This window comes from Arthrobacter sp. Soil_C_49 (assembly GCF_057656635.1).
On the sequence record NZ_JBDGJZ010000001.1, the window covers coordinates 451729 to 477553 of the forward strand.

Annotated in this window: 25 protein-coding genes; 11 read left to right on the forward strand and 14 right to left on the reverse strand. The window is 66.1% G+C overall.

What is annotated here, in order from left to right:
- Window positions 1-4: 4 nt before the first annotated feature.
- From AC3A4Z_RS02065 to tkt, 3 genes are read right to left on the reverse strand one after another with little or no spacing between them, the layout of a single operon-like run.
- Window positions 5-1639 (reverse strand): phosphoglucose isomerase-related protein, encoded by a 1635-nt coding sequence (locus tag AC3A4Z_RS02065; RefSeq protein ID WP_498709723.1) that lies wholly within the window; start codon window positions 1637-1639, stop codon window positions 5-7.
- A 6-nt stretch (window positions 1640-1645) separates the two neighbouring features.
- The gene (tal, locus tag AC3A4Z_RS02070; RefSeq protein WP_498709724.1) at window positions 1646-2761 is read right to left on the reverse strand and encodes a transaldolase; all 1116 of its coding nucleotides are present in this window, start codon (window positions 2759-2761) and stop codon (window positions 1646-1648) included.
- Between the two features lie 27 nt (window positions 2762-2788).
- Complete coding sequence (tkt, locus tag AC3A4Z_RS02075; protein WP_498710061.1) at window positions 2789-4906, reverse strand: transketolase; 2118 nt, start codon at window positions 4904-4906, stop codon at window positions 2789-2791.
- A gap of 541 nt (window positions 4907-5447) precedes the next feature.
- On the opposite strand from tkt, the gene AC3A4Z_RS02080 reads away from it, so the two are divergent.
- Both AC3A4Z_RS02080 and AC3A4Z_RS02085 read left to right on the forward strand, forming a co-directional pair.
- Complete coding sequence (locus tag AC3A4Z_RS02080; RefSeq protein ID WP_498710063.1) at window positions 5448-6404, forward strand: heme o synthase; 957 nt, start codon at window positions 5448-5450, stop codon at window positions 6402-6404.
- A 359-nt stretch (window positions 6405-6763) separates the two neighbouring features.
- Window positions 6764-9097: a SulP family inorganic anion transporter gene (locus AC3A4Z_RS02085; protein ID WP_498709725.1), complete on the forward strand. Its 2334-nt coding sequence runs from the start codon at window positions 6764-6766 to the stop codon at window positions 9095-9097.
- 100 nt (window positions 9098-9197) lie between these two features.
- Here the strand turns inward: AC3A4Z_RS02085 and AC3A4Z_RS02090 are convergent, their stop codons facing one another.
- The 3 genes from AC3A4Z_RS02090 to AC3A4Z_RS02100 are packed head-to-tail and all read right to left on the reverse strand — an operon-like array spanning window position 9198 to window position 11936.
- The gene (locus AC3A4Z_RS02090; protein ID WP_498709726.1) at window positions 9198-10142 is read right to left on the reverse strand and encodes a COX15/CtaA family protein; all 945 of its coding nucleotides are present in this window, start codon (window positions 10140-10142) and stop codon (window positions 9198-9200) included.
- Between the two features lie 7 nt (window positions 10143-10149).
- Window positions 10150-10920 (reverse strand): ABC transporter permease, encoded by a 771-nt coding sequence (locus tag AC3A4Z_RS02095; RefSeq protein ID WP_498710065.1) that lies wholly within the window; start codon window positions 10918-10920, stop codon window positions 10150-10152.
- 47 nt (window positions 10921-10967) lie between these two features.
- Window positions 10968-11936, reverse strand: coding sequence for an ABC transporter ATP-binding protein (locus AC3A4Z_RS02100; RefSeq protein ID WP_498709727.1), 969 nt, complete (start codon window positions 11934-11936; stop codon window positions 10968-10970).
- Between the two features lie 115 nt (window positions 11937-12051).
- Between AC3A4Z_RS02100 and AC3A4Z_RS02105 the strand changes: the two genes are divergently transcribed.
- The 6 genes from AC3A4Z_RS02105 to AC3A4Z_RS02130 all read left to right on the forward strand — a co-directional run bounded on the left by AC3A4Z_RS02105 (window position 12052) and on the right by AC3A4Z_RS02130 (window position 17241).
- Window positions 12052-12894 carry a helix-turn-helix transcriptional regulator gene (locus AC3A4Z_RS02105; RefSeq protein WP_498709728.1) on the forward strand — a complete coding sequence of 281 codons (843 nt, stop codon included), beginning with the start codon at window positions 12052-12054 and terminating at the stop codon, window positions 12892-12894.
- Window positions 12894-14357 carry a Fe-S cluster assembly protein SufB gene (gene sufB / locus AC3A4Z_RS02110; RefSeq protein WP_050055331.1) on the forward strand — a complete coding sequence of 488 codons (1464 nt, stop codon included), beginning with the start codon at window positions 12894-12896 and terminating at the stop codon, window positions 14355-14357. Before AC3A4Z_RS02105 ends, sufB begins: the two co-directional genes overlap by 1 nt.
- 2 nt (window positions 14358-14359) lie before the next feature.
- Complete coding sequence (gene sufD / locus AC3A4Z_RS02115; RefSeq protein ID WP_498709730.1) at window positions 14360-15643, forward strand: Fe-S cluster assembly protein SufD; 1284 nt, start codon at window positions 14360-14362, stop codon at window positions 15641-15643.
- Window positions 15644-15667: 24 nt separating this feature from the next.
- On the forward strand, window positions 15668-16027 hold the full coding sequence (locus AC3A4Z_RS02120; RefSeq protein WP_050055329.1) for a non-heme iron oxygenase ferredoxin subunit: 360 nt from the start codon (window positions 15668-15670) through the stop codon (window positions 16025-16027).
- 79 nt (window positions 16028-16106) lie between these two features.
- Complete coding sequence (sufC, locus tag AC3A4Z_RS02125) at window positions 16107-16895, forward strand: Fe-S cluster assembly ATPase SufC (RefSeq protein ID WP_050055328.1); 789 nt, start codon at window positions 16107-16109, stop codon at window positions 16893-16895.
- A gap of 13 nt (window positions 16896-16908) precedes the next feature.
- Complete coding sequence (locus AC3A4Z_RS02130) at window positions 16909-17241, forward strand: metal-sulfur cluster assembly factor (protein WP_498709732.1); 333 nt, start codon at window positions 16909-16911, stop codon at window positions 17239-17241.
- Window positions 17242-17315: 74 nt separating this feature from the next.
- Here AC3A4Z_RS02130 and ypfJ read toward each other — a convergent pair whose 3' ends face one another.
- Window positions 17316-18194 carry a KPN_02809 family neutral zinc metallopeptidase gene (gene ypfJ, locus AC3A4Z_RS02135; protein WP_498709734.1) on the reverse strand — a complete coding sequence of 293 codons (879 nt, stop codon included), beginning with the start codon at window positions 18192-18194 and terminating at the stop codon, window positions 17316-17318.
- A gap of 59 nt (window positions 18195-18253) precedes the next feature.
- On the opposite strand from ypfJ, the gene AC3A4Z_RS02140 reads away from it, so the two are divergent.
- Both AC3A4Z_RS02140 and AC3A4Z_RS02145 read left to right on the forward strand, forming a co-directional pair.
- The gene (locus AC3A4Z_RS02140; protein WP_498709735.1) at window positions 18254-19663 is read left to right on the forward strand and encodes a class I adenylate-forming enzyme family protein; all 1410 of its coding nucleotides are present in this window, start codon (window positions 18254-18256) and stop codon (window positions 19661-19663) included.
- Window positions 19653-20846, forward strand: coding sequence for a thiolase family protein (locus AC3A4Z_RS02145; RefSeq protein WP_498709736.1), 1194 nt, complete (start codon window positions 19653-19655; stop codon window positions 20844-20846). The genes AC3A4Z_RS02140 and AC3A4Z_RS02145 overlap by 11 nt, the downstream gene beginning before the upstream one ends.
- On the opposite strand, the gene AC3A4Z_RS02150 is transcribed toward AC3A4Z_RS02145, so the two are convergent.
- The 5 genes from AC3A4Z_RS02150 to AC3A4Z_RS02170 form a co-directional block, all read right to left on the reverse strand.
- Window positions 20843-21466: an energy-coupling factor transporter transmembrane component T family protein gene (locus AC3A4Z_RS02150; RefSeq protein WP_498709738.1), complete on the reverse strand. Its 624-nt coding sequence runs from the start codon at window positions 21464-21466 to the stop codon at window positions 20843-20845. The two genes, AC3A4Z_RS02145 and AC3A4Z_RS02150, sit on opposite strands and share 4 nt — an antisense overlap.
- Entirely contained in the window at window positions 21463-22194 is a 732-nt protein-coding gene (locus AC3A4Z_RS02155) for an energy-coupling factor ABC transporter ATP-binding protein (protein ID WP_498709740.1), read from the reverse strand. The genes AC3A4Z_RS02150 and AC3A4Z_RS02155 overlap by 4 nt, the downstream gene beginning before the upstream one ends.
- Before the next feature lie 10 nt (window positions 22195-22204).
- Complete coding sequence (locus tag AC3A4Z_RS02160) at window positions 22205-22864, reverse strand: biotin transporter BioY (RefSeq protein WP_498709743.1); 660 nt, start codon at window positions 22862-22864, stop codon at window positions 22205-22207.
- A 155-nt stretch (window positions 22865-23019) separates the two neighbouring features.
- Entirely contained in the window at window positions 23020-23601 is a 582-nt protein-coding gene (locus AC3A4Z_RS02165) for a dihydrofolate reductase family protein (protein ID WP_498709745.1), read from the reverse strand.
- A gap of 88 nt (window positions 23602-23689) precedes the next feature.
- Window positions 23690-24145 carry an SRPBCC family protein gene (locus AC3A4Z_RS02170; RefSeq protein ID WP_498709746.1) on the reverse strand — a complete coding sequence of 152 codons (456 nt, stop codon included), beginning with the start codon at window positions 24143-24145 and terminating at the stop codon, window positions 23690-23692.
- 104 nt (window positions 24146-24249) lie between these two features.
- Between AC3A4Z_RS02170 and AC3A4Z_RS02175 the strand changes: the two genes are divergently transcribed.
- Complete coding sequence (locus tag AC3A4Z_RS02175; protein WP_498709747.1) at window positions 24250-24486, forward strand: GNAT family N-acetyltransferase; 237 nt, start codon at window positions 24250-24252, stop codon at window positions 24484-24486.
- A 48-nt stretch (window positions 24487-24534) separates the two neighbouring features.
- On the opposite strand, the gene AC3A4Z_RS02180 is transcribed toward AC3A4Z_RS02175, so the two are convergent.
- A complete protein-coding gene (locus AC3A4Z_RS02180) occupies window positions 24535-25347 on the reverse strand; it encodes a hypothetical protein (protein WP_498709748.1) in 813 nt (270 codons plus the stop codon).
- A 76-nt stretch (window positions 25348-25423) separates the two neighbouring features.
- On the reverse strand, window positions 25424-25807 hold the full coding sequence (locus tag AC3A4Z_RS02185; RefSeq protein ID WP_498709750.1) for a DUF1304 family protein: 384 nt from the start codon (window positions 25805-25807) through the stop codon (window positions 25424-25426).
- Window positions 25808-25825 lie beyond the last annotated feature (18 nt).

Genomic DNA, 25825 nt, shown 5'->3' on the forward strand with positions numbered 1-25825 from the left:
TGCCTTAGCTTTCGGTGACGGAGGCTGACCTGGCGGACAGCGCAGCAATGATGTCCTGCAACTGTGCCACACCGGCGGCACGGTTCGTCAGGTGCAGGCGAAGCACTGGGCGTCCGTGCTCGCTGAGGACCTGGGCATCGCCCGCGGCCTGCGCGGCAATCAGTTCCCCGAAGGTGAAGGGACGCTCCGGGATGGCAAGGTCTTCCGCCGCAGCAGCGGTTACCTGAAGGAACACGCCAATCGCGGGGCCGCCCTTGTGGAACTGGCCGGTGGAGTGCAGGAACCGGGGGCCCCAGCCGAAAGTCACCGGACGGCCCGTGACAGCCGCGAGCTCGTCGCGGACGCCTTCCAGCTGCGCGAACGCCAGCCGGTCAAAGTACGCCTGGACACTCAGGTAGCTGTCCGCCTCGAGCGTGTCCAGCAGCGCCTTGACGGCGCCCTCCGCAGTGGAAGCATCGCCCAGCCAGTCGCCGCCGCGGACCTCGACGGCACCGTCAACGAAAGCTGCCGGCGTGGGCTCGGGCTGCGCGTCCAGCAGGCCGCGGGCGGCCACCTTGGCAGCCTCCACGTCCGGCTGGTCGAACGGGTTGATGCCCAGCAGGCGGCCGGCCACGGCCGTGGCAAACTCCCAGACCATCATCTGCGCGGCCAGGCCCCCGGCGATGGCCACCTGGTTCTCACCGAGTTCGACGTCGGCATCCGCGGCTACCAGCCGCACCACCAGGACATCCGGCGCGCCGGAAGTCACCTCAGGTGAAGAAGGGCCCGCCACCACCGGCAGGACGCCGGTGCCCAGCTTGCCCGTGGACTCCGCGATCAGCTGCTCAGCCCAGTCGGCGAAGCCCACAATGCCCGAACCGTCCTCGGCGATGACGATCTTGTTGCGCAGCGGGCTGGTCCCGCCCAGCGCGGTTCCCAGTGCCAGGCCGATGTTCTCGGGTGCATCCTCATTGAGGACCTCTGCAGCTTCCTCAGCCTCATCCAGGAAGGCCTGGATGTCCACGCCGGCCAGGCCCGAAGGCACCAGGCCGAACGCGGTCAGCGCCGAGAAGCGGCCGCCGACGTTGGGGTCAGCGTTGAAAACGGCCCGGTAGCCGGCCTCGCGGGAAGCCTTGTCCAGCGGGGAGCCCGGATCGGTGACGATGATGATCCGGCTCGCGGCATCGATCCCGGCGTCGTTGAACGCCTTTTCGAAGACCCTCCGCTGGGAATCAGTCTCAACGGTGGAACCGGACTTGGAGGAGACCACAATGGCGGTCTCCGCCAGCCGGTCCGCCAGGGCAGCACGGACCTGGTCAGGGTCCGTGCTGTCCAGCACAGTCAGCTCGACGCCGGCGGTACCGGCGATGACCTCCGGAGCCAGCGAGGATCCGCCCATGCCGCAAAGCACGATGCGGGTCACACCTTCGGCCCGGAGGGCGTCACGGAGTTCGAGGATCTCCTTTACCAGCGGCTGCGAGACGGTGGCCGCCTCAACCCAGCCGAGGCGGATCGCGGACTCGGATTCGGCGTCGGGACCCCACAGTGTGTGGTCCTTCGCGAAGATCCGGGTGGCGATCCGGTCCTCCACCAGAGTGGGAAGGTGCTGTTCAAGTGCCTGCTGTGCGGCACCGGTGGCTTCGTAGCTGAGTGTGCTCATCGTTGGTTAGGAAGCCTTCCGTGCAGAGGCCAGGGCGCCCTCGACGTCGCCGAGCAGCTCCTTCCAGCTGGCCACGAACTTGTCCAGGCCTTCGGATTCGAGGATGGCGACGACGTCGTTGTAGGAGATGCCGAGCTTCTCGAGCGCGTCGAGGGTGGCGTTGGCTTCCGCGTAGGTGCCGGTGATGGTGTCACCGGTGACCACGCCGTGGTCGAAAGTGGCGTCCAGCGTCTTCTCCGGCATGGTGTTCACCACGCCGGGTGCAACGAGCTCGGTGACGTAGAGGGTGTCCGGGTAGGCCGGGTCCTTCACGCCCGTGGAGGCCCACAGCGGGCGCTGGGGGAGTGCGCCGGCTTCTGCCAGCAGGGCCCAGCGCTCCGTGGCGAAGAGCTCTTCGTAGACCTGGTAGGCCAGGCGGGCGTTCGCGACGCCTGCCTTGCCCTTGAGGGCCTTGGCTTCGTCGGTGCCGATGGCGTCCAGGCGCTTGTCGATCTCGGTGTCCACGCGGGAGACGAAGAAGGATGCCACGGAGTGGATCTTGGAGAGGTCGTGGCCGTTTTCCTTGGCCTGTTCCAGGCCGGCCTGGAAGGCGTTGATGACGGCGCGGTAGCGCTCCAGGGAGAAGATCAGGGTCACGTTGACGCTGATGCCTTCGGCCAGGGTTGCGGTGATCGCTTCGAGGCCCTCAAGGGTGGCCGGGATCTTGATCAGGACGTTGTCCTTGTTGACCTTCTTGTACAGGTGCTTGGCTTCGGCAATGGTGCCGGCAGTGTCCCACGCCAGGCGCGGGTCAACTTCGATGGACACGCGGCCGTCGACACCCTTGGTGGCTGCTGCCACGGGAGCGAACAGGTCGCAGGCGTCGGCGACGTCGGTGGTGGTGATCTCGAAGATGGTGTCCTCAACGCTGGCCCCGGCTGCTGCCTGGGCGGCGATGGTGGCGTCGTAGTCCGTGCCGGAGGTGATCGCGGCGTGGAAGATGGACGGGTTGGTGGTCACGCCAACCACGTTCTTTTCTTCGATGAGCTTACGCAGGGTGCCGGTGTCGAGGCGTCCGCGGGAAAGGTCATCGAGCCAGATGGAAACTCCGGCCTCGGAAAGCTGCTGGGTGGGAGTAGTCATGGTGTTTATCTCCTCAGAAATTGGTTATTAGGCCTGGGCGGCGGCGAGGGAGTCTTTGGCAGCGGCGGCTACTGCTTCCGCAGTGATGCCGAACTCCTGGAAGAGGCGCTTGTAGTCGGCGGAAGCGCCGTAGTGCTCGAGGCTGACGGAACGGCCGGCGTCGCCGACGAATTCCTTCCAGCCCAGGGCAAGTCCTGCTTCAACGGACACGCGGGCCTTGACGGCCGCGGGCAGCACGGACTCGCGGTACGCGGCGTCCTGCTTGTTGAACCATTCAACGCACGGCATGGAGACGACGCGGGCGGCGATGCCTTCGGCCTGCAGGGTTTCGCGGGCCTGGACGGCCAGCTGGACCTCGGAGCCGGTGGCGATCAGGAGCACGTCAGCCGGAACGGTGGCGCCGTCCTTGGACGCTTCGGCCAGGACGTACCCGCCCTTGGCGACGCCGGCCACGGAACCGAACGTGTCGCCGTCGGCCCGGCCTTCGCCGCGCTCCCAGGTGGGGATGTTCTGGCGGGTCAGCACGATGCCGGCGGGGTTGCTGTGGTTCTCCAGCATGGTCTTCCAGGCAACAGCCACTTCGTTGGCGTCGCCGGGGCGGACCACGTCCAGGCCAACGATGGCGCGCAGTGAGGCGAGCTGTTCAACCGGCTGGTGGGTGGGGCCGTCTTCACCGAGGCCAATGGAGTCGTGCGTCCAGACGTACAGGGACGGCACACCCATAAGGGCGCCGAGGCGGATCGCGGGGCGCTGGTAGTCGCTGAAGATCAGGAACGTTCCAGAGAACGCGCGGGTGCGGCCGTGGAGGCTGATGCCGTTCACGATCGAGGCCGCGGCGTGTTCGCGGATGCCGAAGTGAAGGACGCGGCCGTAGGGGTTGCCCTTCCAGGCGTCCGTCTGCTTGGAGGCGGGAACGAACGACGGCGAGCCTTCGATGGTGGTGTTGTTCGACTCGGCGAGGTCCGCGGAACCGCCCCACAGTTCGGGCAGGACCGGGCCCAGTGCGTTCAGGACCTTGCCTGAAGCGGCGCGGGTGGAGACGTCCTTGCCGGCCGGGAAGACCGGAAGGGCCGCGTCCAGGCCTTCGGGAAGTTCCTTGGCCTCGATGCGCTGGAGCAGGGCTGCGCCTTCGGGGTTGGCTGCCTGCCAGGCGTTGAAGGACTCTTCCCATTCCTTCTTGGCGGCCGCACCGCGGTCCACCACGGCGCGGGCGTGGGCCAGGACTTCCTGGTCAACGTCGAAGGACTTGGCGGGATCGAAGCCCAGGACTTCCTTGAGCGCTGCGACTTCCTCGGCACCGAGGGCCGAGCCGTGGATCTTGCCGGTGTTCTGCTTCTTGGGTGCCGGGTAGCCGATGATGGTGCGCAGCGAAACGATGGAGGGCTTGGAGGTTTCAGCCTTGGCGGCGAGGAGTGCCGAGTAGAGCTCCTGCACGTCTTCCTTGTATTCGCCGGTCTTGGTCCAGTCCACGCGCTGGACGTGCCAGCCGTAGGCCTCGTAGCGCTTCAGGACATCTTCGGTGAAGGCGATGTCGGTGTCGTCCTCGATGGAGATGTGGTTCTCGTCGTAGACAACAACGAGGTTGCCCAGTTCCTGGTGACCGGCCAGCGAGGAAGCCTCGGACGTGACGCCTTCCTGCAGGTCGCCGTCGGAAGCGATCACCCAGATGGTGTGGTCGAACGGGCTGGTCCCCGGGGCGGCGTCGGCGTCGAACAGGCCGCGCTGGCGGCGCTGGGAGTACGCGAAGCCGACCGAGGAAGCCAGGCCCTGGCCCAGCGGGCCGGTGGTGATTTCCACGCCGGCGGTGTGCTTGTACTCGGGGTGGCCCGGAGTCAGCGAACCCCAGGTGCGGAGTGCCTCAAGGTCCTTCAGTTCCAGGCCGTAGCCGGAGAGGAACAGCTGGATGTAAAGCGTCAGTGAAGTGTGGCCCGGGGAAAGGACGAAGCGGTCCCGTCCCAGCCACTCGGGGTTGCGGGGATCGTGGCGCATCAGCTTCTGGAAGAGAAGGTATGCGGCCGGCGCGAGGCTCATGGCCGTTCCGGGGTGGCCGTTGCCCACCTTCTCCACGGCGTCCGCAGCCAGGACGCGGATAGTGTCCACCGCGCGCTGATCCAGGTTGGTCCAAGACAGTTCTTGCTCTTCCAAATGTGGCACGAAAACCGGGCCCCTCTCTGTGCTGATGCCAGGCGGCACACGGGTTCCGTTTGAAGGCACGCTGTGTGGCGCCCGCTGCGGTGTGTACCAGCCGTTCACCATCGAAACGTTGATCTTTCACTCAGCCACTGGCCAGCCTGGGAATGCGTTTTCCACCGCTTCCTTGCTGCGTGCTGATCTGTTTGACAGCTTAGCTCTATTCCATTCTCCGGGCGGCCCAAATCTCACGTTGTGGACGCAATGTCCCCTTATATGAATCCCCCTGAAGTGAGGTTGAGTTAATCTGCTCGAATCAGTGCGCGAGCAATCACCAGCACCAAATGGAGGCCGATTGCCGCGGGGACATAACGGGCCGTTGGGAGGGGAGCAGCACGGTATGATATTTGGAGGCCAGCGCCGGGTTGCGGACCTTTCCGGCCGCCGGAACTCCCGGCCGGCGCGCGGATCACGTTAATGATGCTTCCGCCGGTGCCCGCAAGGGCAAGGCCTCATGACAAAGCTGGACAACCAGACAGAACTGCCAACAGAACGGGTGACTGCCACCGTGAGCACAACAGATACGCCGCTGAACGCATCCCGGTCGAGTGCCGGGATTGCCCGTAAGGCAAAGGCGTATCTCGCCCTCACCAAGCCCCGCGTGATTGAGCTGCTGCTGGTCAGCACCCTGCCCACCATGATCTACGCCGAACGCGGCTTTCCCTCCATCGGGCTGATCCTGGCCACTTTGGTGGGCGGCGCCTTTGCCGCCGGCAGCGCGGGAGCCTTCAACTGCTACATCGACCGCGACATCGACAAGCTGATGCACCGCACCGAGAACCGTCCGCTGGTCACCGGCGAAGTCACGCCGCGTGAAGCCCTCATCTTTTCCTGGCTCCTCGGCGCGGCAGCCATCGCCATCCTGTGGTTCGGAGCCAACCCGCTGTCCGCCTGGCTGGGACTGGGCGCCATCTTCTTCTACGTCGTGATCTACACGATCATCCTCAAGCGGCGCACAGCGCAGAACATCGTATGGGGCGGCGCCGCGGGCTGCTTTCCGGTCCTGATCGCGTGGGCCGCCGTCACCAACTCGGTGGAGTGGCCCGCCGTCATTCTCTTTATGGTGATTTTCCTCTGGACGCCGCCGCACTATTGGCCGCTGTCCATGCGCTACGGCGAGGACTACCGCAACGCCAACGTCCCCATGCTCGGAGCCATCGCCGGCGCCAAGGTGGTTTCAGTCCAGGTGGTCCTCTACGCCTGGGCCATGGTGGCCTGCTCGCTGCTCATGATTCCCGCCGGCGGGGCTGGCTGGGTCTACACCGCCACGGCCGTCCTGGCCGGCGCCTGGTTCCTGTACGAATCGCACTCGCTCTACAACCGGGCCCAGCGCGAGGACATCTCGGACAAGCGCGCCATGAAGGTCTTCCACGGATCCATCAGCTACCTCACACTGCTCTTTATTGCCCTCGCGGTGGATCCGTTCGTCGGCCCCGCGGTGATGGCCGGCTGACAGTACAAGGTCCGCACTCCGGTGGTTGAGCCTGTCGAAACGCTGATTTCGACAGGCTCAACCACCGGAGTTTTTTAACCACCCGGCCACCAACGCGCGCTCACTCGTGGCCGCCTCATCACCAACGAGCGCTCACTCGTGGCCGCCTCATCACAGACGTGCGCTCACTCGCGCCGCCTCCTCCAGGTGGCGCGCTGTTTTGTCGGACCGCAACGACCAGCACTCCCGTGAAGTTCCCCGAAGGGTCGTACTCTCTTCAAGAGATTGACAAGTTTGTCATATCCGTCACGTTTCATGTCAGACACCGTGATGATCTGGTTACTGTGGAATGGATCCTGCCCGCGAGCAAAGGAAAATCCATGGCACAGGCGCCCGATCCCTCCACCGTCCCTACCACGGTCCACAGTCCGCCCACACCAGGAAAGAACGCCCGGAAGTTCGTTCGGCCCGGCTTCCTGAAGCACCTCGGCGCCGACGTCCCGGCGTCCCTCGTGGTGTTCCTGGTAGCCCTCCCGCTTTCCCTCGGCATAGCGGCAGCGTCCGGGGCGCCTATCATGGCCGGACTCATCGCCGCCGCCATCGGCGGCATCGTGGCCGGCAGCCTTGGCGGGTCCCCGCTCCAAGTGAGCGGGCCCGCGGCGGGGCTCACCGTTGTGGTGGCCGGCCTGGTCCAGGAGTTCGGCTGGCAGGTGACCTGCGCGATCACCGCTGCGGCCGGCGTCGTCCAACTGCTTCTGGGCATCAGCCGGGTGGGGCGCGCCGCGCTGGCCGTCTCGCCCGTGGTGGTGAAGGCGATGCTCGCCGGCATCGGCATCACCATCATCCTGCAGCAGATCCACGTCCTGCTGGGTTCCCAGCCGGCCGGATCCGCCCTGGAGAACCTCGGCGCACTGCCTGCGGCCATTACCAACGTCGAATTGCACGCGGCCCTGCTGGGGCTCACCGTCGTCGGCATCCTGCTGGGCTGGAAGTACCTCCCGGCAGCGGTTCGCCGCGTTCCCGGGCCGCTGGCCGCCGTCGTTGCCGGCACCGCCCTCTCTGTTGCGTTCGCCCCGGGCGTCCAGCGCATCTCCTTCGACGGGTCAATTTTCGACGCCGTCGCGCTGCCGCAACTGCCCGAGGGCAACTGGCGTGCCGTCGCCTTCGCCATCATCTCCATGGCCCTGATCGCCAGCATCGAATCCCTGCTGTCCGCGGTGGCCGTGGACAAAATGCATACCGGGGCGCGCACCAACCTTAACCGGGAGCTCGTGGGCCAGGGGGCCGCCAACATACTGTCCGGGTCCCTGGGCGGCCTGCCGGTCACCGGCGTGATTGTCCGCAGTGCCACGAACGTGGAGGCAGGAGCAGCCACCCGCGCCTCCGCCGTCCTGCATGGCGTGTGGGTCCTGGCGTTCTCCGCCATTTTTGCCGGACTGATCCAGCTGATTCCGTTGTCCGTCCTGGCCGGGCTGCTGGTGATCATCGGCGCCCGCCTCATCAAGGTTGCCGACATCCGCACCAGCCTGCGCACCGGCGACCTCCTGATCTACGTGGCGACCCTCCTTTGCGTGGTATTCCTGAACCTGCTCGAAGGCGTCATGATCGGCCTGGCCCTTGCCGCGGCCAGCGTGCTGTGGCGTGTGCTCCGGGCCGCAGTCCACGCACACCAGCCCGTTTCGGCGTCGGCCCCCTGGCGCGTCACCATCGGCGGCTCATGCAGCTTTTTCGCCCTGCCGCGGCTGAACCGGGTGCTGCACTCGGTTCCGGCAGGAACCGACGCGGTGGTGGAGCTGAATGCGGACTACGTGGACCATGCCTTCCGCGAGGCCCTGATCGCCTGGCAGAAGCAGCACGAAGCGGCGGGCGGGACTGTCCTCCTTGAGGAACACGGAAACACCCTCTTCCAGGACGCCGCACACCGGACACCGCAGCGGCAGGAAGCCCGGGAGCTTCCGCTTCCGCCCAGGAACTCCTGGCAGTCCGCCGGGTCCGCCGTGGACGGAACCGCGGGCCCGGCGGGCAGGGAAGCCAGGCCGCTCGGATCCCTCCTTGACGGGATCAACAAATACCACCGCCGCTTCGCCGACCAGGTCAAACCCCTCGTCCAGGACCTGGTGGAAGGCCAGAACCCGGACACCCTGTTTGTTGCCTGCGTTGACTCCCGGGTGAACCCGAACCTGATCACCAGCAGCGGGCCCGGCGATCTCCTCACCTTGCGGAACATCGGCAACGTGGTGTGCCACGACGGCCAGGACGCGTCGATCGATTCGGCTCTGTCCTTCGCGGTGAAGGCCCTCGATGTGGATTCAATCGTCATCGGCGGCCACTCAAACTGCGGTGCGATGAAGGCGCTGATCGCGGATGCCGAGGGAAACGGCAACGCCTCGCTCGGCGCCGGCTTCGATGCCTGGCTGAACCACTCGCGCCCCAGCTACCGGGAACTCGCGGACCATCCCGTGGCGGTGGCCGCTGAGGCTGCCGGTTACAACCGGGTGGACCAGTTGGCCATGGTGAATGTCGCCGTCCAGTTGCGCAAATTGGAGCGCCATCCGGTGGTCGGCCCTGAACTCGCCGCGGGCAGGGTGCAGGCTACCGGCCTGTTTTACGACATCGCCACGGCCCGCGTGCTGCTGGTGGAGCCGGACGGCATCCAGTTCCTGGATCCTGCCCAGGCTGCCGCACAATCCGCTGCCCCGGCGTTCGCCCGCTGACAGGCGAGGAACACGCCTGCGGTTAGTGCATCAGCGGTGGAATAGGAGCGCCCCCGGTTCGAAACGAACCGGGGGCGCGTCGTTAAAGAGCGGCGGAGAGCTACTCCACCGGGCTCGCTTTGGCGAGATCCCAGGCGTTGGTCGACGCCACCATCAGCAGCGCAGCCCCGAGCATGTGGGCTGCCACCAGGAGGGCCGGAATACCGTTGTAGTACTGGGTGAAGCCGATGATGGCCTGCAGGACGGTGACTCCCAGCAGTCCCAGGACTGCCGTTCGGAAGGGCCCGCTAATCCGCCGCATGACCACGAGCGCCAGCGCGACAACGGTCCCGGCCGTAATCAGGTAGGCCGGCACGGCGTGGATGTGGGAGAACAGGTCCCAGTCCAGCCCATTGCGCGGAGCATCGGCGTCGCCGGCGTGCGGGCCGGCGCCGGTGACCACCACGCCGAGCATCACGGCAATGGCGGAAAAAAGCGCGACGGCGGCCGTCACCGGTCGCATGATCCCCGGCAGGGCTGGGTGCCGGGCAGCCTGGAACCGGCCGGTCCGGCCGAAGGCGCGGTTCACCAGCAGCGTGGCAAACACCACCAGGGCCATGGACACGAGGAAGTGCAGTCCCACCACCCAGGGGTTGAGGTTGGTCAGTACCGTAATGCCGCCGATCACGGCCTGGGCCGGAATGCTGGCCAGCAGGCCAAGGGCCAGCAGGAAGAGGTCGCGGCGCTCCTTGCGGAGGTTCCACAAGTACACCAGCATCAGAGCCGCCACTGCCGCCAGGGCGAAGGTCAGGAGCCGGTTCCCAAATTCGATGAACCCGTGGATTCCCATTTCCGGGGTGTTCACCAGGGAGTTGTCGGTACAGCGGGGCCACGTGGGGCAGCCCAGGCCGGAGGCCGTCAGACGGACCGCTCCGCCGGTCACCACCAGGAGGGTTTGCCCGATCAGCGAAGCTACGGCAAGGCGCCGCACCCGGACATCCACGCTGCGCGGCAGCCGGGACGACAGGCGGTTTACGAACTGGGGGAGGCGTGACGCCGTGCTCACGGATATCTCAATTCCACTTGAACCAACGGATGGCTGCTGCCCCGGCGATGACCGTCCAAAGCAGCAGGATAAGGGCGGCGCCGCCGTCGAGCGCACCGCCAAGGAAAGCTTCGCGCAGGGATTCACCGAGGGCGCCGGAGGGCAGGAAATGCACCAGCGACTGGGGGCCGGCGGGCAACCGTTCGGCGGGGATGACAATCCCGCCCAAGGCACCCAGCAGGATCCACAGGAGGTTGGTGATGGCCAGTGTCGCTTCCGGCCGGACTGTCCCGGCCACCAGCAGGCCCAGCGCGGTGAAGGCGGCCGCGCCAAGGACCAGGAGAAACAGCCCGGGGGCCCACCCGGCCGCGGCAGGCCGCCAGCCCAAGGCAAATGCCACTGTGCTGACGACGGCGACCTGCAGGCAGAGCACCGCCATAACCGAGAGTGCCTTGCCGGCGATCAGGCCGCCGCGCCCCAGCGGGGTGGTGGAAAGGAAGCGGAGCACGCCGTAACGGCGGTCGAAGCCGGTGGCGATGCCCTGGCCGGTGAATGCCGTGGACATCGCGCACAGCGCAAGGATCCCGGGGACCGCCACGTCCACGCGGCTGCCGCCCATTCCGTCAAGGAACGGCGTCACGGTCAGGCCTACGAGGGCCAGGAGCGGCAGCACCACCGCCAGGATCAGCTGCTCGCCGTTGCGGAGCATGGCCAGGGCCTCGTATTTGCCCTGCAGCAGCACGCGGCGCAGCAGGGAGGCGGGCCGCTGTGCCCCGGACACTCCGCCCAGCGCGGCCATGGGTGCGCTGCCGGCATCAGCGGAAGCGGCGCCGGAGGCTGTCGCATTCATCGGATGTCCTTTCCCGAGATATCCAGAAAGACGTCTTCAAGGCTACGCGCCTGCAGGCTCATGGAAGCAGGCATGATGTTGTGTGCCTCCCACCACCGGGCGAGGGCCGCGAGGTGGGCGGGAGTCAGGCTGCCGGTCATTGAATAGCTGCCGGCGCGGGTCTCGGAGATGGTGATGCCGTCCGGCAGGACGCCGTCGAAATCCAATCCCGCAGCAGCTTCAAACTCAAGTGTCCGGACGTGTTCGGCGCCGGCCTCCACGCCGGGATTGCGCTGGAGCAGTTCCTGCACGGTTCCCTCGGCAACGTTCCGGCCGCCGTCGATGATGTAAACGTAGTCAGCCAGGCGCTGGGCGTCGTCCATCAGGTGCGTGGTGAGGACGATCCCCATCCCCGCATCCCGAAGCTCGGTGATCAGATCGAACACAAGCTGGCGGGACTGCGGATCCAATCCGGCGCTGGGCTCGTCCAGGAACAGGACTTCCGGCCTGCCGATCAGCGCCGCGGCCAGGGCGAGCCGCTGCTTCTGCCCGCCGGAGAGCCGGCGGACAGTGGTCCGGCTGAAGGTATCGATGCCCAGCCGCCGGATCAGGTCGTCCACGGGCCACGGCCGTTCGTACAGCCCGGCGATGTGCCGCAGCAGCGGAACGGGCCTGGACGACGGCGGCAGCCCGCCGTCCTGGAGCATCACACCGACGCGGGAGCGCAGGTCCGCCCCGGCCGTCGCGGGGTCCTGGCCCAGCAGCGAGATAGTGCCTCCGCTGCGCTTTTGGAGGCCCTGGGCGCACTCGAGGGTGGTGGTTTTTCCAGCGCCGTTGGCACCCAGCAGCGCGGTCACCTGGCCGCGCTCGGCAATGAAAGAGACGCCGCTCACCACCCGGAGCATTTTTCCGTCCAGGCTGGCAAGCGGGCCAACATCCTTAACTAGCCCGCTGATGGACAGAACCGGGGATTGGGGGGATCGCACCCCAGTATTCTACGGGATGTAGTATTTTCCCCGGTCCTTCGGGAACGGGGAAAGCGCAGCACAGGTCAGCCTGCCCTTACTGGAACGCGGGACTAAATTACGACACTATTGTGTTGTGTATTCCATGACCCACGCTACTGCTGTGCCCGTTGCCGGGCACGGGGCCCTTGAGGCTCCCGCAGACCGCGGCCGCCCGGCCGCCGGTCCGGTGGCCGACGCCGACGAGCGCACCCGGGACCGGGTCCTGTCCGCCGTCCTGGAACACGGACCTGTCAGCGCCGCCGAGCTCGGCGACCTGCTGGGCTTCACCCCGGCGGCCGTACGGCGGCACCTGGACCATTTGTCCCGCGCAGGCGTCATCGAAGTCAAGCGCGTGGCCAGGTCGGGTGCGGGCGCGGGACGTCCCGCCCGCCGCTACGTCCTCAGCTCGCAGGGCCAGTCCAGCCTCGGCAACGACTACCTTGATATCGCCGCTCTGGCTCTCCAGCAGCTCCAGAAAATGGCGGGCCCGGACGCCGTCCGGGCTTTCGCCGTCGAACGCTTCTCCGAGATGGAGCGCCGCTACGCGCCCGAAATCGAAAAGGCCGGCCCGAACGTCACCGACCGCGCCAGGGCGCTGGCCCAGGCGCTGAGCCGTGATAATTTCGTCGCGTCGGCAGCCTCCATCGAGGCCAAGGCTCCGCTCCCGGCGGCCCTCTCCAGCGTCCAGCTGTGCCAGGGCCACTGCCCCATCCAGCAGCTCGCCGCCCGGTTCCCCGTTTTCTGCGACGTGGAGACCGAGGTGTTCTCGAGGCTGGTGGGCGTGGACGTGCGCCGGCTTTCCACCCTGGCGCGCGGCGGGCACGTCTGCACCACCCATATTCCTACAGGCCGGCTGTCTGCCCAGGCGCCCACAAAGCTCCCGGCAGCCCCCGCCAGCCTGAATGAAGTAACCAACCAGCAGCAAGAAAGGCCGTGATGACGGACCAACTATCAGAGAAAGCGGTAGCCGAAAACACTGTGATCTCGGAGATTCTGGAAAAGAATCCCGAGCTCCACGGCATCGGCACCTACGAGTACGGATGGGCCGACAAGAACGACGCCGGCGCCAACGCACGCCGTGGGCTCAACGAAGAGGTAGTCCGGGACATTTCGGCGAAGAAGAGCGAACCGGAATGGATGCTCGACCTTCGACTCAAGGGCCTGAAGTACTTCGACCGCAAGCCCATGCCCACCTGGGGCGCGGACCTGTCCGGCATCGACTTCGACAACATCAAGTACTTTGTCCGCTCCACCGAGAAGCAGGCAGCCACCTGGGAAGACCTTCCCGAGGACATCAAGAACACCTACGACAAGCTGGGTATCCCCGAAGCCGAAAAGCAGCGCCTGGTTTCCGGTGTCGCCGCCCAGTACGAGTCCGAGGTTGTCTACCACCAGCTGCGTGAGGACCTTGAGCGCCAGGGTGTCATCTTCCTCGACACCGACACTGCCCTGAAAGAACACCCGGAGATCTTCCAGGAGTACTTCGGCACCGTCATCCCGGTGGGCGACAACAAGTTCGCGTCGCTGAACACCTCCGTCTGGTCCGGCGGCTCCTTTGTATACGTCCCCAAGGGCGTCCACGTGGACATCCCGCTGCAGGCATACTTCCGCATCAACACGGAAAACATGGGCCAGTTCGAGCGCACGCTGATCATCGCCGATGAGGACTCCTACGTCCACTACATCGAAGGCTGCACCGCGCCGATCTACACCTCGGACTCCCTGCACTCCGCCGTGGTGGAAATCATCGTGAAGAAGGGCGCCCGCGTCCGCTACACGACCATCCAGAACTGGTCCAACAACGTGTACAACCTGGTGACCAAGCGTGCCATCTGCGAAGAGGGCGCCACCATGGAATGGGTCGATGGCAACATCGGTTCCAAGGTCACCATGAAGTACCCGGCCGTGTACCTCGTGGGCGAGCACGCCAAGGGCGAGACCCTGTCCATCGCGTTCGCCGGCGAAGGCCAGCACCAGGACACCGGCTCCAAGATGGTCCACATCGCGCCGAACACCAAGAGCTCCATCATCTCCAAGTCGGTGGCCCGCGGCGGCGGCCGTGCAGCCTACCGCGGCCTGGTCCAGGTCCGTGAAGGCGCCAAGCACTCCGCCAACACCGTCCGCTGTGATGCACTGCTGGTTGACACCATCAGCCGCTCGGACACCTACCCGTACATCGACATCCGCGAGGACGACGTTGTAATGGGCCACGAGGCAACTGTTTCCCGGGTCAGCGAAGAGCAGCTCTTCTACCTGATGTCCCGCGGCATGCGCGAAGACGAAGCCATGGCGATGATCGTCCGCGGCTTCATCGAGCCGATTGCCCGCGAGCTCCCCATGGAGTACGCACTTGAGCTGAACCGCCTGATCGAACTGCAGATGGAAGGGTCCGTCGGATAACGATGACTGAAATCACTACTGAAAAGGCACGCATCGGCGCGCCCTCAGCCCAGCCGTTCATCGACGGCTTCACCGAGGAAGGCGAGAGCCTTTCGCCCATCAACGCGGGCAACAAGGCACCGCTCGCCGGGGATTCGGCCAAGAGCCACTCCCACGGCGGCGGCGTCGGCATCCCGGACAGCTCACGCGCCGGGCGCCTCACGTCCTACAAGCTGGCCGACTTCAAGCCGCTCACCGGCATGGAGGAAGACTGGCGCTTCACCCCGCTCAAGCGCCTCCGCGGGCTGCACTCCGAGGTCCTGTCCGGCGCCGCACCCACCGTGGTGGTCAACGGTCCCGAGCAGGTCACTGTTGAAAGTGTCGGCCGCGAGGACCAGCGCATCGGTACCGCCGGCATCCCCGAGGACCGCGTGTCCGCCAACGCCTGGGAGAACTTCGCGGGCGCAACCGTGCTGACCATCCCGTCAGAGTTCGAGGCGACAACGGAGATCAGCGTCGACATCGAAGGCACCTCCCTCGAGGCCGCCGCCCAGCACCTCGTGATCGTCGCCGGGAAATTCTCCAAGTCGGTTGTAGTCCTGAACCACAAGGGCTCCGCCGTGGTTTCGGAAAACGTGGAGATCATCGTCGAAGACGGCGCCAGCCTGACGGTCATCTCCCTTCAGGAATGGAACGACGACGCCGTCCACGCCTCCTCCCAGCAGGCGAAGATCGGCCGCGACGCCAAGCTCAAGCACGTCATGGTGAGCCTCGGCGGCGACCTGGTCCGCGTCACGCCGTCGGCCCGATTCACCGCCCCCGGCGGCGAGGCTGAAATGTTCGGCCTGTACTTCGCCGACGCCGGCCAGCACCTCGAGCAGCGCCTCTTCGTCGACCACGCCGTAGCCAACTGCAAGTCCAACGTGCTCTACAAGGGCGCACTGCAGGGCCGCAACGCCCACGCCGTCTGGGTTGGCGACGTCCTCATCCGCAAGGAAGCCGAAGGCACCGATACCTACGAGGCCAACCGCAACCTGCTGCTGACTGAGGGCGCCCGCGCCGACTCCGTGCCCAACCTCGAAATCGAGACCGGGCTGATCGAGGGTGCAGGCCACGCCAGCGCCACCGGCCGGATGGACGACGAGCACCTGTTCTACCTGATGGCACGCGGCATCCCCGAAGATGTTGCCCGCCGCCTGGTGGTCCGCGGCTTCCTGAACGAGATCATCCAGCAGATCAAGGTCCCCTCCATCGAGGAGCGGCTGACCGACGCTGTTGAGCGCGAACTCGCACTGACGGACAACTAGAAGGCACGGAGCACGGGTTTACAGATGACTGACCAGCCAAAGGGCGAGCTTGTCTGCAAGGTGGATGAAATCCAGCTGAAGCAGGCGCTGCGGATCCTGATCGACGACTACCCGGTGGCCATCGTCAAGGACTCCATGGGGGAGATCCACGCAATTGGCGATACCTGCTCGCACGCGGACATTTCACTGTCCGAGGGCGAAGTGGAGGGCTGCGCCATCGAATGCTGGGGCCACGGTTCCCAGTTCGATCTGCGCACCGGCGAGCCGCTGCAGCTGCCGGCCTACGATCCCGTGCCCGTGTTCGCCGTTGAGGTGCGGGGCGATGAGGTCTATGTGGACTTCACCAACATCCTCAACGGCGCCGAAGCCCCAAACTTCAGCTAGCACCACAGATTTACGAACCAACTTCCAGACAGAGACCGCACCGGAGCCGCCAGGCACGGTGCAGAGGAGAACAAGACATATGTCTACTCTTGAGATCAAGGACCTGCACGTCAGCATTGAGACGGAGCAGGGCACCAAGGAAATCCTGAAGGGCGTCAGCCTGACCATCCGGACCGGCGAAACCCACGCCATCATGGGCCCCAACGGCTCCGGCAAGTCCACGCTGGCCTCCACCATCGCAGGCCACCCGCGCTACAACGTGACCAGCGGCTCCATCACCCTGGACGGCGAAGACGTCCTGGAAATGAGCGTTGACGAGCGCGCCCGCGCCGGCGTCTTCCTGGCCATGCAGTACCCCGTGGAGGTCCCCGGTGTCAGCATGACCAACTTCCTGCGCACCGCCAAGACCGCCATCGACGGCCAGGCACCGGCCCTGCGCACCTGGACCAAGGACGTCAAGGCTGCCATGGAGCAGCTGCGCATCGACGCCGACTTCGCCCAGCGCAACGTCAACGAAGGCTTCTCCGGCGGCGAAAAGAAGCGTGTGGAGATCCTGCAGCTCGAACTCTTCAAGCCCAAGTTCGCCGTCCTGGACGAGACTGACTCCGGCCTGGACGTCGACGCGCTGAAGGTTGTCTCCGAAGGCGTCAACCGCGCGCACGCCGAAGGCAACATGGGCACGCTGCTCATCACCCACTACACCCGCATCCTGCGCTACATCAAGCCTGACTTCGTCCACGTGTTCGTGGACGGACAGGTTGTTGAGGAAGGCGGCCCCGAGCTCGCCGACCGCCTGGAAGAAGAAGGCTACGACCGTTACGCCAAGGGTGCCGGCGCCGCCGCTGCACCCGCCGCGGTCCAGGCCTAGTAAGGACTTCGCCATGACCGAAATCAACGCGTCCCGCACCAGCCTGGAGGACGTTGAGGAAGCGCTCAAGGATGTGATCGATCCTGAGCTCGGCGTCAACGTGGTGGACCTCGGCCTGCTGTACGGCCTGAAGTACTCCGACGAGGACGGCGCGCTGCTGATCGACATGACCCTGACCACCGCCGCGTGCCCGCTCACCGATGTCCTCGAGGAGCAGGTTGGCAAGGCCCTGGACGGCGTGGTTGACGACTGGCGCCTGAACTGGGTCTGGATGCCGCCATGGGGTCCGGAACGGATCACCGACGACGGCAAGGACCAGATGCGGGCCCTCGGCTTCAACATCTAGATAAGTACGACGACGGCGGGTCACCTTTCAGAGGAAAGGTGGCCCGCCGTCGTCGTTCCCCGCTCTCTCCCGCCCTAGAGGTTAGGCGCGGAGAACGTGTCGCACTGGTTGATGTCGCCCGTCTGGTAGCCCTGGTAGAACCACCGCTGGCGCTGCTCACTGGATCCATGCGTCCAGGCTTCGGGGGAGACGCGGCCGGTTGCGGCTTCCTGGATCCGGTCATCGCCGACCGCTGAGGCAGCGGACAGGGCGTCGTTGAGGTCCTGCTGGGTGAGCTGTTCAAGGAACGGCTGGCCGTCCGGGCCCGGCTGGGTTGAGGCGTGCCTTGCCCACAGCCCGGCGTAGCAGTCAGCCTGGAGTTCAACGCGGACCGCACCTGATTCCGGGCCCTGCGGATCCTGCTGTGCCCGGTCCAGGTTCCCCAGCACGTTCTGGATGTGGTGCCCGAACTCGTGGGCCACAACGTACTCCTGCGCGAGCGGGCCGCCCGAGGATCCGAACCGGTCCACCAGCTCCTGGAAGAAGCCGGGGTCGAAGTAGGCGGTGGTATCCGTGGGGCAATAGAACGGTCCCACGGCGCTGGAGGCCGTGCCGCAGCCGGTGCTGACCCCCTGTTCGAAAATCACTGTCTCCGGCTGCGGGTACTGCACGTTGTACTGCTGCAGGTATGCCGGCCAGAAGGCGTTGAGGCTGTTGACCGTGCCCGTGATGCGGCAGTCCACCCGGGCGTCGGCGTCGGCGCCTGTTTCGCAGGCCGGTGCCGTGCCCTGGCTTTGAGGCTCCTGCCCGGCCCCGGCCAGCCCTTCAAGCAGCTGCGGATTCACACCCAAGAGCGTGGCGATCAGCAGGATGAGCCCGCCGCCGATGCCGCCGCCCACCTTCACTCCGCGGCCCATGCCGCGCCTGTCCTGGACCTGTGACGGATCCAGCTGCACATTGTCGTTGAAGCTCATAAAGTCACAATACCCGCGGGCCCGGACTTCAACCGGTGCCCGCCGGTAAAGTTGATCCGATGCCTTTCCTCAACCACATCCAGCGCTGGGCCGAAGAGCGCCCGCACGACACCGCCGTCGTGGTCGCCGGTCGCCGTCTTACCTGGGCGGAGCTCCGCGATGCCGCTGCCGCCCTGGTTCCCGGCACCAAAGCGGTGACGTCCCTGTGCGAAGCAAACTCGGTCGATTTCGCCGTAAAGTTCGCCGCCGCAGTAGCCGGCGGGCGCCAATGCGCCGTCCTCGATCCCGCCTGGCCCGAAACCCTGCAGGAGGACATTGTCCGCCGGGTCCAGTCGTCCGCCCGGCCGGCGGCCGTGTCCGCGGAGGAGGATGAGCTGGCCGACGGCGGGCCGGAGGCCACTTTCCTGATCGGCCTCACGTCGGGCACCACCTCCGTCCCCAAGGCGTTCACGCGGTCGCGGCGGTCCTGGCAGGAGTCGTTCAAGGCTTCGATCGAGTTCTTCGGGCTGGGCCAGGACGACGTGACGCTTGCGCCGGGCCCGCTGGCGGCAAGCCTGAACCTGTACGCACTGTCCGAATGCCTCTACGCAGGTTCGGAATTCCAAACCCTTGAAACGTTCGACGTCGGCGACGTCCACGCGGCCATCACCTACGACCGGGTCACCAGGCTGGTGCTGGTGCCCACCATGCTGCGCATGCTGAGCGAACGTGGACTGACCGGATGCGTGGATGCATCCGGCGTCCGCACCATCATTTGCGCGGGGTCCAAGCTGGATGCGCGGACTTTGGAGGCCGCCCGCCGTTGGGCGCCCAACGCCACGATATACGAGTACTACGGCGCATCCGAGCTGAGCTTTGTGTCCGGTGCAGGCCTGGCAGCAGGGGAAGCTGCCGAAGTTGGCGGGACCGGGATCGGCAGGCCCTTCCCCCGTGTGGACGTCAGGATCCTCGACGACTCGGGCGAACTCCTGCCGGACGGTGCTGCCGGCAACATTTGTGTGCGCAGCGGGATGGTCAGCAATGGCTACCTGTGGGGTGATGACGGCCAGGCCCTCAGGTCTTTCGACGGCTGGTTCACCGTAGGGGACCAGGGCTACCTCGAAGCGGGGGAGCTGCATATCCTGGGCCGCCGCGCGGACATGATCCTTACGGCCGGCAAGAACGTCTATCCGCACGAGGTGGAACTTGCCCTCGCAGCCGTGCCCGGGGTGGCCGCCGCCATCGCCGCCGGGATGCCGGACGACCTGCGCGGCCAGCGCGTTGTGGCCGGGGTTGTACCGTCCGCCGGTAGTGTCACTGCCACCCAGCTGAAGGCCGGGCTGGAGAGCATCCTGGCGCGCGACAAGTGGCCGCTCCAGTACTATTCGGTCACCGAACTGCCGACCACCGACCGCGGGAAAGTCAGCCGGAACCTGCTGCTGGACTGGATCAGCGCGGGAGACCCGAGGATCCACAGCCTTGGCGCCTGAGCTCCTCCCGCCCAACCGCCAGCCTGTCATCATCGCTGCGCGGCGCACGCCCGTCTGCCGGACCAACGGTGCATTGCGGAAACTCCGCGCCCACGAGCTCCTCGCGCCCGTCCTGCGTGAGATCGTGGCAGGGCTGGAGCCTGCTGCCGTAACCGATGTGGTGATCGGCAACGCCGTGGGCGGCGGCGGAAATGTGGCCCGGCTTGCACTGCTCGAAGCCGGTTTGCCGGTCAGCGTCCCCGGCCTCACAGTGGACCGCCAGTGCGGTTCCGGCCTGGACGCCATTGTCCTTGCTGCCGGGCTGGTGGCAGCAGGCGGCAACCCCTTGTTTCTGGCCGGGGGAGTGGAAAGCACCAGCACGGCGCCTTTGCGGGCGCACCGGAATGACGACGGCGGGCCCGAGTTTTACCCGCGGGCCCAGTTTGTGCCGGAGAAGTTCGGCGACCCGGACATGGGTGTGGCGGCCGAGACTGTGGCCCGGAAGTATGGCATCGGCAGGGACCGGCAGGACGCCTTCGCCCTGTGCAGCCACCAGAGGGCCCTGGCGGCGGCAGAGGCGGGATACTTCGACGGCGAACTGGTGCCGCTGAGTGCTGGAACCCGCACGGTTGCGGCGGACGATGGACCGCGCCGCGGGCTGAGTTCCGCTGTGATGGCCCGGTTCCCTGCGGCTTTCGTGGACGGAGGGACCGTCACCGCTGGAAACTCCTGCTTCGACGCGGACGCCGCCTCCGCCGTCGTGATCACTTCACTGCAGCGCGCGCGGGACCTGGGCATGCCCGACGGGCTGCTGGTGCTGGGCACCGGCACCGCCGGGGTGGAACCGGAGGTGCTCGGCATTGGTGCGGCCTCCGCGGCACGGGATGTGCTGGCTGCGGCGGGGGTGACCGCTGAAGAGCTGGATTTGGTGGAGTTCAACGAGGCGTTTGCCTCGCAGACGCTGGCCTGCCTGGACGAGCTGGGCATTGACGCCGGACGGGTAAACCTCGACGGCGGTGCGCTGGCCCTGGGGCACGCGTACGGTGCATCCGGGGCTGTCCTGGTGACCCGGCTGCTCGCACAGGCGCGCAGGAATGGCACGCCGGGAAGCCTGGCGCTGGCCATGATCAGCATCGCCGGCGGCATGGGGACCGCCGGGTTGCTTCAGTATGAACGCTTCCAACCGCCTCTATCGGCGCTTTAGTCCTCCGCCTCGCCCAGGCCGCGGGCAGCGAGCGCCTCGCCCGTCTGCCGGGCGAAGGCCACGGAGGTAATAAACACGGGCAGGATCAGTGCCCGTGGATTGCGCTCGAGTCCCCGTGCCCGGGCGGAGTCGCGGACATCCGCGAAGGTGCCGGCGATGTAGGGGATGCTGCGCAGCATGATGCCGATGGTGAGGGCGAAGCGCTCGGGGTCGGCGCCGAGTCTTTTGAAGGGCGTCGCTGCCTTGACCACGCCGTCCAGGAGCTTTTGCACCGGTGTGGTGGCTGTGAGCAGCGATGCAGCCACTACGCAGATCAGGATGTTCAGGACGATCCGCGCAGCCGTGGGTGCGCCGAGCTGCCACCACTGGAAGAGCCCGATCACCAGCAGGACTGCGGCCAGCGGCCGGACGGCACCCCAGAGCCGTTTCAGGCCGGCGCCGGTAACCAGGAAGAGGCCGCAGAGTACGGCGAGGACCGCCGTCGAAATGCGCCAGTCCTGGATGATGAAGGAGGCGAGGCCGCAGCCGAACACCAGGAGGAACTTCAGGGCCAGCGGTGCGCGGTGGACCAGGGAATTCCCAGGGACGTAGTTGGCCAGGAGGAAGCCGTGGCCCCTCATCGCGGGCTCGGTTCTGTGGTGTGCAGGCCGTCCATGCAGAGGGTGCGGTAGGCGGCCACGGCGGCGGCGGGCGCACCGTCGAAGGCGACCTGGCCGTTTTCGATCACCAGCACACGGTCCATTTCGAGGGCCAGGTCAAGGTCGTGGGTGGACATGATGATCTGCTGGTCCAGTCCGGCCAGGGTCCTGCAGAGGAGCTCGCGGTTGCGGAGGTCCAGGAGGGTGGAGGGCTCGTCGAGCACCAGGACTTTGGGGTCCACCGCGAGAACGGCGGCGAGGGCCATCAGCTGCCGTTCGCCGCCGGAGAGCTCGTAGATGCTCTGGTCTGCAAGGTGCAGGAGCCCGAGGCGCTGCAGCGCTGCGTCCGCCTGGTTCCGGCGCTCGGTGCCGTTCTTTACCGAGCGCCGGAGGGAGAGTTCCACGTCTTCCCGGCCGGTGGGCATCACCAGCTGGGAGAGGGGATCGGTGAAGACGAAGCCGACGTTCCTGCGGACCCTGCGGACGGCACTGACTGTATTGTCGCCGTCGACCTCCACCGTGCCCCTTGTTGGCTGGATGAGGCCGTTGACCAGGCGCAGGAGGGTGGATTTCCCGGAGCCGTTGGCACCGATGACGCCCACGCGCCGTTCCGTGAGCCGGAGGTCGACGGCGTCAAGGAGGACTTTGGGGTGCGGAGAGTTATCTGTCTCGACGGCGACCGTTACCTGGTCAAAGGTCACTGCGGGCATGCGGGAAATCCTAGGCCTTGGTGGTCTGCGTGGCGGCGGCGGTATTGGCGGGGGTGCGGCGGACGCGGCGTACCAGGATGTCCGGGAATGCGCGGTGCAGGGCGACGGCGATGACCGCAGCAAGGATGTTCTTAATGATGTCGCCGGGGTAGAACACCAGGTCGCTCAGGAAGGCCTGGCCCAGAGTGGCCTTGGTGTTCAGGGCGATGCCTGCGACGCCGAGTGAGTGCACCACTACGATGCTGGTGACCGTGGCGGACAGGAAGAGCCAGAGGGTGCGGGCTTTGGTGGCACGGCGGATCACTACAGTGGCGAGCCATCCCACCACCAGCGCGGCGATGGGGAAGGCGATGATGTACCCGGCTGAAGGGCCGGCGAGGATGCCCAGGCCGCTGCGGCCCTGGCTGAAGATGGGCAGGCCGGCGAGGCCCAGCAGGGTGTACAGGCCGACGGCGGCGAAGCCCCTTCCGGGGCCGAGGACCAGTCCGGTGAGCATCACCGCGAGGGTCTGGAAGGTGATGGGCACGCCGAACCCGTTGACGGCGAGGCCGGGCACCAGGGCTGCGCCGGCCACGAGGGCGGCGAAGACGGCGATCAGGCCGAGGTCGGTGGCGTTCCAGCGGCGCCTGGATTTGGGGGCGTTCGTGACGGCGGTGTCGGTGCTGCTCATGGGAGTCCTGTCGGGGTTGTACAAGCGGAATCTAATGTACTGCCGACGTTACCGCCGCGCGACTGCCCCTATTTTGTAGGGGGCCTACTAAAGCCGGGAGCAGCGGCTGACGGCTGGGCACAACTTCGCCGTCTTCATGTGCCCGCCCGGATCGGTCACCGGCGCACCCGGTAGTTCAGGTGCAGCACCCGGTTGCCCTGGAGAACCACGTCGGGGTCCTCCAACAGGTGCTGTGCGTGGACCGACCCGAAGTAGCGCTTGCCGGACCCGAACACGACGGGTACGACGTCCATACGCACCTCGTCCACCAGGCCCGCGGCAAGCATCTGGCCACCAACGTCACCGGCGGCGACCTCGACGATGCGGCCACCCGCAAGCTCTTGCGCCTTGGCCATGGCTGCCTCGACGCCGTCGACGAAGTAAAACGGAGCCTCGGGATCCCAGGCCTCGGGCTGCGGCCGGTGCGTCACCACAACCACGTGGTCGATCCCGCTCGGAGGCGTACCATCCCAGCCGTCGGTCAGGTCGAAGACATGGCGGCCCGCAACCGTCACCCCGATCCGGTCCCAGTACGGCCGGGTGTAATCGTAGGACGCCTGCGACACCTTCAATACGCCGCTCCCGTCCAACGGGACATCTCCGCTGGTCAACCAGTCGAACAGCGGTCCGGGCTGGTCATTCACGTCCGCGATGAAGCCGTCCACCGACACCGAGCCATACATGACCACCTTGCCCACGGGCTCTCCTCTTCTCTGGGTGCCCCCACAGTAGCGTGTCGTGAACTGCCGCTCCAGCAGGAAATCAATCGGCCGGCTGCATCTTGATCTAGGGCCGCTGCAGAACACCTGCGAGGTGCTGATTTCTCGTCTCGATCAGTTTTTGGAGGTAACGGGCCAGCACCAGCTTCTCGACCAGCCGTCCAACGATTCCGAACGGTGCCGCGAACTCGACACGATCCACCATGGTTGTTCCTTCGGCATCCTGCCGGAACCCATGGACGTGCCGGAACCGGCGAAACGGACCTTTGACCTGCTCATCAACAAAATAGTCAGGTGCGTGCATTTCGGTAATCCGGCTGGTCATCCGCAGCGGGATGCCGAAATGCCATGCCCGCCACGTCACTTCCTCATTCAAGGAGATCAGCCCTGTTGTCACACCGGCTACGGCTTCTTCGCGAGACTTTGCCATTGAGCTTTTGTGAATATCGATGCTCCGGGCAAGATCAAACAACTCGGATTGCTGCCTGTTTGTCCGCGTTATGCATTCGAAGAAGACCGCCATGGTCAGAGTATTGCAGCTACTCCCAGCGCTGGGTCAACCAATGTCCTTGGGGACGCAATGAGCATCTGCATCGACCGCTTCGGCCTGCTGGGTAGTGTGAGGGGGTGGACTTCTCCCGTGAACTTCCTGATGGCACTGTGACTGCGGCTGTGGGCACAGGCCTTAAGGTCGCCAGGGACGACCTCGGCCTGCATCGTCTCGAAGCCGCGACCCTGCTGCACAACAGCGCATCCCAGAGGGTGCTCGACAAGAACGGCTTCGAGGCCTATGGGACGGCGCGTGCCTACCTCCGCATAGCCGGCCTGTGGCAGGACCACCGCATGTATCAGCTAATCCTCTAAATATCGACCGGCCCTCGCTGACGCTCACCACCGCGAGTGAACCGGGCTCTACGCCCCTGGCAGCACCAGCAGGTAGCCGGTGGGCAGTTCGCTGCTCCAGCGTCGCGGCTCGCGGGCCACGAACTGGGTGGCCAGCTGTTCCGGAGTGAGGAGGCTGTTAGGTTCGGGGGAAGGACCCCACTGCCCGCTGCCGTAGGGGTAGAGCGGATCCTGTACGCGGATGCCCGTTACCGTGAAGTCCGGGAACTCGCCTGGATCGCCGACCGATTCAAACCCGCTCATCACCCACGCGTGGCGGCCGCTCCACATAACGAGCCCAACGGGCCGGCCAGTGCTAGCCATGGCACGTGCCGCCGTCTGGAGTGCATCCTCGTAATCGGGAATGCTGACCACAGCGTAGGGCCCCATCCCGGCCTCGGTGAGGACCTGCGCCCAGCCGAACGGGTTGGCGCCGTTGAACGAATTGGATGAATGTGCGCGCGCCCTCTCCCACAACTCGCCCTGCTGGCCGGGATCGGTCCAGCTGCCGCCCCCTGTGTCGTCGATCAGGTTATGTGCGATCTGGATGCTCGCTGCAACACACCAGTCGAAGGTGTACTGCGGAACAAAGTCCCCCTCCTGGTAAAGGTTGAGGGCGAACGGCTGGGGGACACTGGCCGGGGTGGGAACCGGTGGCGGGGTCTCGGCTGCAGGCGCCTGCTGAGGGGCGATGGCGGCTTCGGTCGCGGCCGTCGTCGCAGAGGCAGTCGACGGCGGCTGCTCAGTGGGTGCCGCGTCAAGGCCGACGGTCTGTGTGCAGCCCGTGATGAAACCCGCCAGGACAATGAGCCAGGCCAGAAGGCGGGTGCGGGCACCGTTCATGATCGGTCCAGTCTAGCGCGGACCGCCGGGAAAGCCCCGGGCCGAACCTATGCAAAGCCCCGGCCGGTAACGGTGCCTACCGGAACATGGCGTAAAAGAGCAAAGCCAGGCCGGGTCCGAGGGACTGCCCGATAGCACTGAACAACAGCCGCTTCTCCGTGATCCATAGCCAAATCCCCAGGAGCATTTGGCCCGCGCAGCAGAAGATCACTACGGCTGACCCGCCGGCAGTGTTGCCAGCGGTGTTCAACACCCACAGTCCTGCAAGGATGCCCAGCCCGAAGGTGATGTTGTAGGCGCCAATGTTCATCGCCCACATGCGCACGGCCGCGACATCTTCAGGTTTGATCAGAAAAAGCCGGTAGAAACGGCGATCACCGTGAAGGAAAATCTCCACCAGGCCGACGGCAATCAGGGCCAAAGCTGTTGTCCCGGCGAAAATCTGGCTCAGTAGATTCATCCCGCGCCCTCCTCAGGG